The 13,036-nt window shown below is 71.5% G+C and carries 10 protein-coding genes and 2 pseudogenes; 9 read left to right on the plus strand and 3 right to left on the minus strand.

Translation table 11 applies throughout. The annotated features are described in order from the left end of the window. Positions 1 to 103: 103 nt before the first annotated feature. The 5 genes from yajC (at position 104) to O7622_RS14705 (ending at position 7,131) form a co-directional block, all read left to right on the plus strand. Entirely contained in the window at positions 104 to 448 is a 345-nt protein-coding gene (yajC, locus tag O7622_RS14685; RefSeq protein ID WP_135239395.1) for a preprotein translocase subunit YajC, read from the plus strand. Between the two features lie 224 nt (positions 449 to 672). Continuing rightward, entirely contained in the window at positions 673 to 2,580 is a 1,908-nt protein-coding gene (secD, locus tag O7622_RS14690; protein WP_282313867.1) for a protein translocase subunit SecD, read from the plus strand. Position 2,581: 1 nt separating this feature from the next. Next, a complete protein-coding gene (secF, locus tag O7622_RS14695; protein WP_282313868.1) occupies positions 2,582 to 3,769 on the plus strand; it encodes a protein translocase subunit SecF in 1,188 nt (395 codons plus the stop codon). A gap of 97 nt (positions 3,770 to 3,866) precedes the next feature. Then, positions 3,867 to 4,433, plus strand: coding sequence for an adenine phosphoribosyltransferase (locus O7622_RS14700; RefSeq protein WP_282313869.1), 567 nt, complete (start codon positions 3,867 to 3,869; stop codon positions 4,431 to 4,433). A gap of 250 nt (positions 4,434 to 4,683) precedes the next feature. After that, positions 4,684 to 7,131: a bifunctional (p)ppGpp synthetase/guanosine-3',5'-bis(diphosphate) 3'-pyrophosphohydrolase gene (locus O7622_RS14705; protein ID WP_282314144.1), complete on the plus strand. Its 2,448-nt coding sequence runs from the start codon at positions 4,684 to 4,686 to the stop codon at positions 7,129 to 7,131. Positions 7,132 to 7,202: 71 nt separating this feature from the next. Here the strand turns inward: O7622_RS14705 and O7622_RS14710 are convergent, their stop codons facing one another. Further along, complete coding sequence (locus O7622_RS14710; protein WP_282313870.1) at positions 7,203 to 8,042, minus strand: peptidylprolyl isomerase; 840 nt, start codon at positions 8,040 to 8,042, stop codon at positions 7,203 to 7,205. Positions 8,043 to 8,125: 83 nt separating this feature from the next. Beyond that, positions 8,126 to 8,995: a peptidylprolyl isomerase gene (locus tag O7622_RS14715; RefSeq protein WP_282313871.1), complete on the minus strand. Its 870-nt coding sequence runs from the start codon at positions 8,993 to 8,995 to the stop codon at positions 8,126 to 8,128. Between the two features lie 236 nt (positions 8,996 to 9,231). Here O7622_RS14715 and O7622_RS14720 point away from each other — a divergent pair, with 236 nt between their 5' ends. From O7622_RS14720 to O7622_RS14730, 3 genes are read left to right on the plus strand one after another with little or no spacing between them, the layout of a single operon-like run. Beyond that, complete coding sequence (locus O7622_RS14720) at positions 9,232 to 9,951, plus strand: MBL fold metallo-hydrolase (protein ID WP_282313872.1); 720 nt, start codon at positions 9,232 to 9,234, stop codon at positions 9,949 to 9,951. 54 nt (positions 9,952 to 10,005) lie between these two features. Next, positions 10,006 to 11,346 (plus strand): histidine--tRNA ligase, encoded by a 1,341-nt coding sequence (hisS, locus tag O7622_RS14725; protein WP_282313873.1) that lies wholly within the window; start codon positions 10,006 to 10,008, stop codon positions 11,344 to 11,346. Between the two features lie 51 nt (positions 11,347 to 11,397). Then, the gene (locus tag O7622_RS14730) at positions 11,398 to 12,336 is read left to right on the plus strand and encodes an acyl-ACP desaturase (RefSeq protein ID WP_282313874.1); all 939 of its coding nucleotides are present in this window, start codon (positions 11,398 to 11,400) and stop codon (positions 12,334 to 12,336) included. A gap of 107 nt (positions 12,337 to 12,443) precedes the next feature. Here the strand turns inward: O7622_RS14730 and O7622_RS14735 are convergent. Beyond that, positions 12,444 to 12,548, minus strand: a pseudogene (locus tag O7622_RS14735) (aromatic compound degradation protein PaaI); the annotation flags it as partial. Between O7622_RS14735 and O7622_RS14740 the strand changes: the two are divergent. Then, positions 12,542 to 12,937: pseudogene (locus O7622_RS14740) on the plus strand (helix-turn-helix domain-containing protein); the annotation flags it as partial. The pseudogenes O7622_RS14735 and O7622_RS14740 sit on opposite strands and share 7 nt — an antisense overlap. Positions 12,938 to 13,036 lie beyond the last annotated feature (99 nt).

Below are 13,036 nucleotides of genomic sequence, written 5' to 3' on the forward strand. Positions count from 1 at the left end.
AGCAGGGACTAGACTTCGCCGCGGTTTGTACAGGACGTGAGAATCCGCTTCCGCTGCGGCGCCCTACGGCGCCGGGGCGGACGCCAACCGGAAGGTCTACACCGTGCTTTACGCAGCAGCGAGTGGCGGGGGAGCCGGCAGTCTGACGCCGATCCTCATGATCGCTCTGCTTTTCGTCGTCATGTACTTCATGATGATCCGTCCGCAGCAGAAGCGCCGCCGCGAGGCCGAGCAGATGCAGGCCGCCCTCTCGCCGGGCGACGAGGTGGTCACCATCGGCGGCCTGCACGGCACTGTCACCGCGGTCGAGGACGAGACGGTCCTGCTCGAGGTCGCCCCGGGCGTGCAGACCCGGTACGCCCGCCCCGCCGTCGCGCGGGTGATCAAGCGCGCCGAGGCGCCGGCGGCCGAGACGATCACCGAGGAAGCCGAGCCGGTCAAGGAGTGACCATCCGTCCCGGACGGGGCAGCGGATTCATCCGTACAAGTGGATAGTTGGGGTCGGCGCGCGGCGCCGGCATCCGGCCGGGCCGTGCGGCGCCCCCGCGCCGTGCACCAGCCGGCGTGCCGTCCTCCGGTGCCGACCCGCCGGAGCAGTCGGGCGGACACCCCCGGCCCGACAGTTGTCGCCGCCGTGGAAGCGGCGCGACCGTACAGGGAGACAGGACAGCCGTGGCACCACCTCAGGGACAGATGCGGCCCGGACGGCAGCTCGCCGTGCTCGGGTTCATCTTCGTCGTCCTCTATCTATTGGTGTTCTTCTCGGGCGGCGCCAGCGGTGGCTGGAAGGACCGGTTGGAGCCCCGGCTCGGCCTGGACCTCGTCGGCGGCACCCGGCTGACGCTCGAGGCCACCAACACGGTGGACGGCAAGCCCCCGACCGCCGGCAACCTCGAGGAGGCCCGCCAGATCATCGAGAGCCGGGTCAACGGCTACGGCGTGGCCGAGGCCGAGGTGGTCACCGAGGGCAACCGCAACATCGTCATCTCCCTGCCCGGCCAGAACCGCGACCTGACCGACGTCGGTGAGGCCGCCGAGCTGCGCTTCCGCAAGGTGCTCAAGGCCACCGACGGCAGCGGCGCCGCCGCCGCGCCCGCGCCGGTCCCGAGCGCCACCCCGTCCGGTGCCGCCAGCCCGACGCCGTCGGGCAGCGCGTCGCCCAAGGCGAGCACGAGCCCCAAGGTGAGCGGGTCGCCGAGCGCCGGCGGGCAGGGCGGCATGGCCCCCACGCCGAGCGCCAGCGCCTCCGCGTCCCCGTCGGCCTCGCCGAGCACCGTCGCGCCGAGCCCGAGCGCCAGCGCCGAGCCGGTGCCGCAGAGCATCGAGCAGCAGCGCAAGGCCGTCGAGCAGAAGGTCGGCGCGGCCGCCTGGGCCGCCGCCTCGGGCCTGCAGGCCCCGGCCGACCTGACCACCGACCCGTCGCTGGCCGACAAGCTCAAGCCGTTCGGCACGCTCACCCCGCAGGAGATCGCCGTCCTGCCGGTGGAGATGCAGTTCAACGTCCCGACCATCACCTGTGCGCAGCTCGACAAGCGCCCGGCCGCCTCGATCAAGGACGAGAAGCAGAAGGCCGTCGCCTGCGAGTCCGGCGCGAAGTACCTGCTCGACGTGGCCAAGGTGCTGGGTACCGACGTCAAGAACGCCTCCGCCCAGCTCGACCAGACCAGCTCCTGGGTGGTCAGCCTCAACTTCACCGGCGGCGGCCAGGAGAAGTGGACCGCGCTGACCCGCGAGGCGTTCACCAACGAGGGCCAGGCCTGCGACCAGACCGCGCTCGGCCAGGACGGCAAGTGCCGGGTCGCCGTGGTGCTGGACAACAAGATCGTCTCGTCCCCGGAGATCCAGGGCGTGTTGACCGGTGACTCGCAGATCACCGGCAACTTCGACAACAAGACCGCCAACGCGCTCGCCAGCCAGCTCCGCTACGGCGCGCTGCCGGTGACGTTCGAGCCGCAGGAGCAGCAGAACGTCACCGCGACGCTCGGCGACAGCCACCTCAAGGCGGGTCTGCTGGCCGCGGGCATCGGCATGCTGCTGGTCATCATCTACTCGTTCTTCTACTACCGGCTGCTCGGCTCGGTCATCTTCCTGAGCCTGGTGCTCTCCGCGCTGCTGGTCTTCGGCGCGCTCGTGGTGCTCGGCCGGTCGATCGGCTTCACGCTCACGCTCGCCGGCATCGCCGGCATGATCGTCTCGCTGGGCGTCGCGGCGGACTCGTTCGTCATCTACTTCGAACGACTGAAGGACGAGATCCGGGAGGGCCGCAGTCCACGCAGCGCGGTGCCGCGTGCCTGGATCCGCGCCCGCCGGACGATCATCTCGGCGAACGCCATCACGCTGATGTCCGCAGTGGTGCTCTACATCGTGTCGGTCGGTGCGGTGAAGGGCTTCGCCTTCGCGCTCGGTCTGGCGACCGTGCTCGACCTGGTCGTCGTGTTCCTCTTCCGCCACCCGATCATGACGATGTTCGCCCGGACCCGGGCGTTCCTGTCGCCGCGGGTCAGCGGTCTGGGCCGGGCGCTGCCGGCCCGGTCGGCCGAGCCGGGCACCGCCCGCAACCCGCGTGTGAAGGAGGCCTGAGATGGCTAAGAGCGGTCTGGCCGCCCGGCTCTACCGGGGCGAGGCGGATCTCAACATCGTCGGGCGGCGCAAGCTGTGGTTCGGCGTGGCCGGCGTGCTCGTGCTGATCGCCGTGCTGAGCTTCGCGATCAGCGGCTTCAAGCTGGGCATCGAGTTCGCGGGCGGCAACTCGTTCCAGGTGCCGGCCAGCGTCGGCACCCTGGACCGCGCCGAGCAGGTCGTCGACGAGGTGCTGGCCGACGAGGCGCCCGGCGTCGAGGTGGTGAGCGCGCAGAAGGTCGGCGGCACCAGCGGCGAGTTCTACGAGATGCGAACCGGGCAGCTCTCCGCGGAGCAGGCGAACGCGGCCAAGACCGCGATGGCGCAGGAGTTCGGCATCCAGGCCGACCAGATCAGTGGCAGCCAGGTCTCCGAGGCCTGGGGCAGCCAGGTCACCTCGCGCGCCTTCCTCGGTCTGGTGATCTTCATCGCGGTGGTGTCGATCTACCTGGTGCTGCGCTTCGAGTGGCGGATGGCGGTCGCCGCGATCATCTCGCTGCTGACCAACCTGGCCCTGACCGCGGGCATCTACTCGCTCGTCGGCTTCGAGGTCACCCCGTCGACGATCATCGGCTTCCTCACGATCCTGGGCTTCGCGCTCTACGACGTGGTGGTGGTCTTCGACAAGGTGCAGGAGAACACACGCGGCATCACCGCGAACAACAACGTCACCTACGGCGAGGCGTCCAACCTGGCGCTCAACCAGAGCCTCATGCGGTCGCTGAACACCTCGGTGGTGGCGCTGCTGCCGGTCGGCGGTCTGCTCTTCATCGGCGCCGGCCTGCTCGGCGCGGGCACGCTGAAGGACCTCGGCCTGGTGCTGTTCGTCGGTATGGCTGTCGCGTTCCTCACCTCGATCGTGCTGGCCACCCCGCTGCTGGTGCTGCTGAAGAACATGGACCCGCGGATCAGCGCGCACAACAAGCGGGTGCTGTCCCGCCGGGCCGCGCTGGCCCGGGGCGAGATCACGCCGAAGGGTCCGCGTGCCACCACGCCGGCCGCCGACGCGCCGATCGACCCGGAGGCGGCCGCGCTGGCCGGCGCCGCACCCAAGGTGGGCGCCCGGCCGGCCGGCAAGCGCCCCAGCGGAGCCCGCGGTGGTCGCCCCGCCGGGGGCGGCGGCAACCGGCCCGGCGGCAAGCGCCGCTGACCGCAGGGCCGGACGGAATCGGTCCGACGGCGTCCGTCATGCTGATGTCACGGCATGACGGACGCCGTCGTCGTTTCGAGAGGACATGGGACGCACAGTGACGGAGACCCACACCACAGAGGTACGGGGAGACAGCGGCCCGGAGGTCGCCCAGCTCGTCGCCAACCGCTTGCTGGACGTGCCGGACTTCCCCAAGCCGGGTGTCGTGTTCAAGGACCTGATGCCGCTGTTCGCCGACGGTGAGGCGTTCCGTGCGGTCATCGACGGCATCATCGCGTACCACGGGCCGGAGTCGTTCGACACCGTCGCCGGCATCGAGGCGCGGGGGTTCGTGCTGGCGGCGGCGGTCGCGTACGCCACCGGCGTCGGCGTGGTGCCGGTGCGTAAGGCCGGCAAGCTGCCCCGCGCCACCCACTCGGCCTCCTACGCGCTGGAGTACGGCGAGGCGACGCTGGAGGTGCACCAGGACGCCTTCACCGCGGGCCACCGGGTGTTGGTGCTCGACGACGTGCTCGCCACCGGCGGGACCGCCGAGGCCACGCTCGACCTGGTGGAGCGGGCCGGCGGCACGGTGGCCGGGTTCACCGTGCTGCTGGAGCTGGGTTTCCTCGAAGGCCGTAAGCGGCTGGCGCAGCGCCCGGTCCATGCCCTGTTGACCGTTTGACCAGGCCGGCCCGTCGGGCCGGTCGGCGCCGACCGTCCGGGGGAGCGGTGGCGTACCCTGCGTACGGGTAGGATTGCCCTTTGCCCGACCCGGCCGAGCTGTCCGGGGCGGCGAAGGCGCCGGGGCCCGGCCCCGGCGACCGCGTGGAACAACACCGGCCCCCGGGCCGGTTGAACCAGACGTCGGCCGGACGGCCGGCGCATCCCGGCGAGCGGTGAGGAGGCCGGTGTCCCACGATGTCGTCCCTCCGGTGGAGGGCACGGTGCACCCGACAGGCGACGCGGACGGCTCGGTGACCGAGCGCAGCGGCAACCGGCCGGCCCGGGCGACCGGCGCCACCGGCGGCGCGTCCGACGCGACGGCCGACGGCGGGGCGGTCGTGGTGCCGTTCCCGACCGAGGGTTCCACCGAGTCCACGCCCGGCAGCGGTTTCGCCCTCTCCAACGCGCCCACCGGCCGGCGGGTACGCGCCCGGCTGGCCCGGTTCAACGCGCCCTGGCAGACCTCGCAGGTCAGCGAGGTGCTGGAGCCTTTGATCGCGACGCACCGGGAGAACCATCCCAAGGCCGACGCGCGGCTGCTCCAGAGCGCCTTCGACACGGCCGCGCGGTGGCACTCGGGGCAGTACCGCAAGTCCGGCGACCCCTACATCACGCACCCGCTCGCGGTGGCGACCATCCTGGCGAACCTGGGCATGGACACCACGACGCTGGTCGCGGCGCTGCTGCACGACACCATCGAGGACACCGAATACACGCTCGACCAGATGCGCGCCGACTTCGGCGGTGAGGTCGCGCTGCTCGTCGACGGCGTCACCAAGCTCGACAAGGTCAAGCTCGGCGACGCGGCCAAGGCGGAGACCATCCGCAAGATGGTCGTCGCGATGGCGAAGGACCCGCGGGTCCTGGTGATCAAGCTGGCCGACCGGCTGCACAACATGCGGACGCTCACCTTCCTGCCCCGCCCCAAGCAGGAGCAGAAGGCCAAGGAGACGCTGGAGATCCTGGCCCCGCTGGCGCACCGCCTCGGTATGAACACGATCAAGTGGGAGCTGGAGGATCTCGCCTTCGGCACGCTGTTCCCGAAGCGGTTCGAGGAGATCAACCGGCTGATCGGGGAGCACCAGCCGCAGCGGGAGGCGCTGCTGCGCCAGGTGACCCAGAAGGTGTCCACCGACCTGAAGGCCGCCAAGATCAAGGCGGAGACGACCGGGCGGCCGAAGCACCTCTACTCGATCTACCAGAAGATGATCGTGCGGGGGCGCGACTTCAACGACATCTACGACCTGGTGGGTGTACGGATCCTGGTCGACACGGTGCGTGACTGCTACGCGGCGCTGGGGGTCATCCACGCCAACTGGCAGCCGGTGCCGGGCCGGTTCAAGGACTACATCGCCATGCCCAAGTTCAACATGTACCAGTCGCTGCACACGACTGTCATCGGGCCCACCGGTAAGCCGGTGGAGATGCAGATCCGCACGTACGCGATGCACCGCACGGCCGAGTTCGGCATCGCCGCGCACTGGAAGTACAAGGAGCACAAGGGCACCCCGGTGGTGGGACCGCCGGCGCACATCGACGAGATGACGTGGCTGCGGCAGCTGCTGGACTGGCAGCGTGAGGCGGCGGATCCGAGCGAGTTCCTGGACGCGCTGCGGTTCGACCTGTCCAGCCAGGAGGTGTACGTCTTCACCCCGAAGGGCGACGTCATCCCGCTGCCGACCGGGTCGACGCCCGTGGACTTCGCGTACGCGGTGCACACCGAGGTCGGGCACAAGTGCATCGGCGCGCGGGTCAACGGCAAGCTGGTGCCGCTGGAGTCGACGCTGTCCAACGGCGACGTGATCGAGATCTTCACGTCGAAGTCCGACACGGCCGGCCCGACGCAGGACTGGCTGGGCTTCGTCAAGAGCCCGCGGGCGCGCACCAAGATCCGCCAGTACTTCAACAAGGAGCGGCGCGAGGAGGCGATCGAGGCCGGTAAGGACGCGATCGTCAAGGCGATGCGCAAGCAGGGCATGCCGTTGCAGCGGATGCTCACCTCGGACGCGCTGATGGCGATCGCCCGGGATCTGCACCTCGCCGACGTGGCCTCGCTGTACGCGGCGGTCGGCGACAGCCAGGTCTCCGCGCAGTCGGTGGTGCAGAAGCTGATGGCGTCCTACGGCGGCGAGGAGGGCGCGGCGGAGGACATCGCCGAGACCGCCGTCGCCACCCGGCCGCCGCGCAGCCGGCAGAGCAGCGCCGACCCGGGTGTGGTGGTCCGCGGCGTCAGCGACGTCTGGATCAAGCTGGCCCGCTGCTGCACGCCCGTACCGCCGGACTCGGTGTTCGGGTTCGTCACCCGCTCCGGCGGGGTGAGCGTGCACCGGGACGACTGCGCCAACGCCGAGGACCTGCGCGCCCAGCCCGAGCGGGTGGTCGAGGTGAGCTGGAAGCTCACGTCCGCCTCCACGTTCCTGGTCGCCATCCAGGTCGAGGCGCTGGACCGGCACAAGCTGCTCGCCGACGTGACGAGGGTGCTGTCCGAGGAGCGGGTGAACATCCTCTCCGCGACGGTCACCACCACCCGCGACCGGGTGGCGGTCAGCCGGTTCAGCTTCGAGATGGCCGACCCGAAGCACCTCGGGCACCTGCTGGCCGCCGTCCGCAAGGTCGACGGCGTGTTCGACGCGTACCGGGTCACCTCGGGGGCCTGAGCCACCACGCACGCGAAAGCGCCCGCCGGCTGCGATCAGCCGGCGGGCGCTTCGTCGTCGTGCGGGTGCGGTCAGCCGCCCTGGATCGGGCTCATCGTCACCTTGGTCATGGTGATCTCCTTCTTCGGGTGACCACCGCCGGCCTGCTTGGCGAACGCGCCGTCGTCACCGGCCGCGGCGACCTGCTTCACCACGTCCATGCCGCCGGTGATGGTGCCCAGCACCGTGTAGTTCGGGTCGAGCGGAGAGTCGCCGTACACGATGAAGAACTGGCTGCCGGTGCTGCCCGGCTGGCCGGAGTTGGCCATCGCGATGACTCCCTCCGGGTACGGCGGGCGCTTGTCGGTCGGGAGGTTCTCCTCGGCCAGGTTGTAGGACGGGCCGCCGGTGCCGTCGGTGTCCCGCCAGCCCTTGCCGGTGGCGCTCGGGTCGCCGCACTGGAGCACCTTGATGCCCTCGGTGACCAGCCGGTGGCACTTGGTGTTGTCGAAGAAGCCCTTACTGGTTAGGTGCGTGAAGCTGCCGGCGGTGCAGGGCACCTTGGCGCGGTCGATCTTGGCGGTGATCGGGCCCAGGTTGGTGTCGATGGTCATCGTCTGGGTGCCCTTGCCGGCCTGCTGGGTGGTCGGCAGCCCGACGTCCTTGATCTGCGCCGGCCGGCCCTCCTTGGGCACCTCCGTGTACGCGCACTGCACGGCCCCGGCTCCGGCGGCGGTGCCGCCCTGCTTCTCGTCGTCGCCGAGCGCGGCGACGAGCCAGACCGTGCCGGCCACGACGAGCACCAGCACCGCCGCGGCACCGACGATCGCCTGGGTCTGCCGGCGCTTGCGGGCCCGGCCGGCCCGCTCCGCCATCTCCCGCTCTAGCTTGGCCCGCGCCGCCGCGCGCTGGCGGTCTCTGGTGGACGTCACGGTCACTCCTCACCTGCTGCGTATGGGGTCGGCGCGCGCGCCGCCGGGTCAGCCGACGGCCCGCCGCCTGCTCGCCTGTGTTCTCAGCCCGCGCTGGCGCTGGGCGACGGCGCGGGACTGCCGGCCGGCGCCGCGCCGGGCTCGCCGACAGTGACGCTCTGGACCAGCACCTGCGTCTTCGGCTTGACCTTGGCGCCGTTGCCATTGTCCACCGTCGGCATGGCGCCGATCTTCTCCACCACGTCGAGCCCGCCGGTGACCCTGCCGACCACCGAGTAGGCCGGCTTGGCCGGGCTGGCGTCCTTGAAGAAGATCAGGAACTGGCTGCCGTTGGTGCCGGGCGGGTTGCCGATCATGGCGACAGTGCCCTTCGGGTACGTCGCCGGCTGCCCGGGCGCCGGCGAGGCCGAGGGGCTCGGCTCGGGCGCGGTCGGGATGTTCTCGTCGTAGAACGAGTAGGTCGGACCGCCGAGCCCGGTGCCGGTCGGGTCACCGCAGCGCAGCGCGCCCTCGGCGGTGATCTCGTGGCAGGTGGTGTTGTCGAAGAACGACCGGCCGGCCAGGTAGCTCAGGCTCGCCGCGCCGCACGGCGCGTCGGTCTGGTCCAGCTCGACGGTGATCGGCCCACCCTGGTTGGTGGTGATCGTCATCGGGCGGGTGCCGGAGGTGGGCAGGCCCGTGGTGGGCGGCTCGCCGACGTCCTTGAGGTTGGTGTTGACGGCGCCGTCCTCCGCGCTCCAGAGGCAGACGTCCTCGGCGGCCTTCTTCTCCGGCTCGGGGTCGAACGCGCCGAGCGCCCAGGCGGAGCCGGCCACGATCAGCACGAGCACCACCGCGGCGCCCACGCCGGCCCGGATCTGCCGGCGGCGCTTCGCGACCGCCGCCCGCCGGGCGAGCTGCCGGTCGAGCTTGGCGCGCGCCAGTTTGCGCTGCCGGTCCCTGCTGGAAGCCACGCGCGCTCCCCTTCCTCTGCCTGATCGCCGCCGGCGCCGGGCGCCGTCCGCCGTTCCGATCGGGGTGCGCCACGCCACACGCCCGCCAGAGTGTACGGGTAGCGACTGTGAATGTGGTGTACGAGGTCCCGCCGTCTCGGACCGGCCGGGGCGGACGGGCCGGTGGCGGACGGAACCCGATAGTTGTTACCACTACCCTGTTAGGCAGACGACGACCGGACGGAAAGGGGAGCAACGTGCTCGTGGCCGGCTTTCCCGCGGACGCCTTCGGCACCAACTGCTACGTGGTGGCGACCGGGCCGGGGGAGCAGTGTGTGGTGGTCGATCCCGGCATCGGGGTGCTCGACCGGCTCGACGCCCTGCTCGCCGAGCACCGCCTGCACCCGGCCGCCGTGCTGCTCACCCACGGCCACCTGGACCACACGTTCTCCGTCGCCCCGGTCTGCGGCGCGCGGGGCATCCCCGCCTACGTCCATCCGGACGACCGGGAACTGCTGGCCGACCCGAGCAAGGCGCTGTCGATGGACCTGACCCAGCTGTTCGGCGGCCGGCTGCCGTACGCCGAGCCGGACGACGTGGCCGAGCTGACCGACGGCGCGACGCTGTCGCTGGCCGGGTTGGAGATCACCGTCGACCACACCCCCGGCCATACCGGCGGGTCGGTGCTGTTCCGGTTGCCCGGCACCGGCTCGCGCTGGGAGGCGGAGCAGATCTGCCTCTCCGGTGACGTGCTGTTCGCCGGCTCGATCGGCCGTACCGACCTGCCGGGCGGCAGCATGCCCCGGATGCTGTCCAGCCTGCGGGACAAGGTGCTCCCGCTGGCCGACGACACAGTCGTCCTGCCCGGCCACGGCCCCGCTACGACGATCGGCCGCGAGCGCGCGACCAACCCGTACCTCGTCGAGGTGGCGGGCACCGGCGGCGCGCGCCCGGCCGCGCCCACCCGCGGCCTCTGACCGCCGCGGCCCACGACGTTCGCCCGCGCCGTGCGCGGGATCGAGGAGTACGCCATGAGCAAGCCCACGCCCATCTCCGGCTTCCCCGAGTGGACGCCGGCTCAGCGGATGATCGAGCAGTTCGTGCTCGACCGGATCCGTGCCACTTTCGAGCTGTACGGCTTCGCGCCGCTGGAGACCCGCTCGGTCGAGCCGCTGGACCAGTTGCTGCGGAAGGGGGAGACCGCCAAGGAGGTCTACCTGCTGCGCCGGTTGCAGGCCGACGCCGACGGCCCGGCCGGTGACGACGCGCTCGGCCTGCACTTCGACCTGACCGTGCCGTTCGCCCGCTACGTGCTGGAGAACGCCGGCAGGCTGCAGTTCCCGTTCCGCCGCTACCAGATCCAGAAGGTGTGGCGCGGTGAGCGTCCGCAGGAGGGCCGGTACCGGGAGTTCCTCCAGGCCGACATCGACATCGTCGACCGGGACACCCTGCCGGCCCACTACGAGGCGGAGATGCCGCTGGTCGTCGGCGACGCGCTGCGGTCGCTGCCGATCCCGCCGGTGCGCATCCAGGTCAACAACCGCAAGATCTGCGAGGGGTTCTACCGGGGCATCGGGCTGACCGACGCGGAGGCGGCGCTGCGCGCCGTCGACAAGCTCGACAAGATCGGCCCGGCCGGGGTGACGGAGCTGCTGGCGAGCACCGCCGGGGCGAGCGAGGCGCAGGCCAAGGCCGTGCTGTCGCTGGCCGAGATCTCCGCGCCGGACGCCTCCTTCGCCGACGCGGTGCGCGGCCTCGGAGTGAGCGACCCGCTGCTGGACGAGGGCGTCGCGGAGCTGACGGCCGTGGTGGAGACCGCCGCCGCGCACGCGCCCGGCCTCTGCGTGGCCGACCTGCGCATCGCGCGGGGCCTAGACTACTACACGGGTACGGTCTACGAGACGCAGATGATCGGCTACGAGCGGTTCGGCTCGATCTGCTCCGGCGGCCGGTACGACAACCTGGCCAGCTCGGGCAACGTCCGGTTCCCCGGGGTGGGCATCTCGATCGGGGTGACCCGGCTGCTCGGCCTGCTGTTCGGCGCCGAGGCGCTGTCGGTGTCCCGCTCGGTGCCGACCTGCGTGCTGGTGGCGGTCACCGCCGAGGAGGACCGGGCGGCCAGCGACGCGGTCGCGGCGGCGCTGCGCTCGCGCGGTGTGCCCACCGAGGTGTCCCCGTCGGCGGCCAAGTTCGGCAAGCAGATCCGGTATGCCGAGCGGCGTGGCATCCCGTACGTCTGGTTCCCCGGCGCGGACGGCGACGAGGTCAAGGACATCCGTTCCGGCGAGCAGGTGCCCGCCTCGGCGGGGGAGTGGACGCCGCCCCGGGCGGACCTGAAACCGCTGGTCGGCCCGGCCGGCACTGGCGTCTGAAGACGTTTCGACCTACGGTGGCGTAAGTTACGCCACCGTAGGGAGAACGTCGTGACCGTGCTCAGCCAGACCGCTCTGCTCACCGAACTCGAGCCGGTGGTCGAGAAGAACCTCGACCGCCACCTGTCGCTGGCCAAGGAGTGGTTCCCGCACGAGTACGTGCCGTGGAGCGAGGGCCGCACCTTCGACGGCCCGCTCGGCGGAGAGGCCTGGTCGCCGGAGGACTCGACGCTGCCCGAGGTGGCGCGTACCGCGCTGATCGTCAACCTGCTCACCGAGGACAACCTGCCCTCGTACCACCACGAGATCGCCACCCTGTTCGGGCGCGACGGCGCGTGGGGCACCTGGGTGCACCGGTGGACCGCCGAGGAGGGGCGGCACGGCACGGCGATCCGCGACTACCTCACGGTGACCCGGGCGGTGGACCCGGTGGCGCTGGAGCGGGCCCGCATGGTGCACATGTCGGCGGGCTACCAGAACGTCCACGACCAGGAGATGCTGCACTCGCTGGCGTACGTGTCGTTCCAGGAGCTGGCGACGCGCATCTCGCACCGCAACACGGGCCGGGCCACCGGCGACCCGACGTGCGAGGCGCTGCTGGCCCGGGTGGCCGCGGACGAGAACCTGCACATGGTCTTCTACCGCAACCTGCTCGGCGCGGCGTTCGAGCTGGCGCCGAGCCAGGCCATGCGGGCGGTCGCCGACGTGCTCGCCGACTTCCAGATGCCGGGTGTGGGCATCGACGGCTTCGCCCGCAAGTCGGTGGCGATCGCGCTGGCCGGGATCTACGACCTGCGCCAGCACCGTGACGAGGTGGTGATGCCGGTGCTGCGCCAGTGGAACCTGTTCGAGGTGACCGGCCTGAACGCCGACGGCGAGGCCGCCCGCGACCAGATCGCCGCCCACCTGGACACCCTGGAGACCCAGGCGTCCCGCTTCGAGGACCGCCGAGCCGCCCGAGCCACCCGGGTGGCCGCCCGCACCGCCTGACCCCGCCCCCCACTCGCGCGATCTTGCACTTACGGCCCCCGCAAATGCCGCGAACACGGCGCGGCGGGGGCGGCAACTGCAAGATCGCCGAGAACAAGCGGGGCGGGTCAGGGGAGGGGGAAGATGAGGCAGGTCGAGGTGGCGTGGGCTACCAGGCGGTCGGCCGGGTCTGTCAGGCGGGCCTCGGCCAGGGCGGTACGGCGGCCTCGTCGTGCTCCGCGAGGTCTTCAACGGCGTACGCCGGTTCGACGACATGCGGGTGCGGACCGGCATCCCGCGCCAGGTGCTGACGAACCGGCTCGCCATGCTCGTCGAGCGCGGCGTGCTGCGCCGGGAGCCGTACCGCGAGCCGGGCAGCCGGCCGCGCCACGAGTACCGGCTCACCGAGATGGGGCTGGAACTGTGGCCCGTGCTCGTCGCGGTGCTCGGATGGGGTGACCGCCATCTGGCCGGCCCGGAGGGCTCGCCACTGAGCGTGGCGCACCGCGACTGCGGCGCCGAGGTCCGGGTCACCTTGCGCTGCGGCGAGGGGCACGAGATCAGCGAGGCGCGGGACGTGCTGCCCCGCCCGGGCCCGGGCGCCCGCCGCCGTACGCCGTGAACCGGCTCTGACAGATGATGTCGATGTTGTTGCTCCGGCGTTACACCGGGTGCTGGTGCGAATCCGGGCAAAGCCATGTCTTGCTTACGATCTTAAATG

The organism is Micromonospora sp. WMMD1076 (assembly GCF_029581475.1).
Lineage (GTDB): Bacteria > Actinomycetota > Actinomycetes > Mycobacteriales > Micromonosporaceae > Micromonospora > Micromonospora aurantiaca.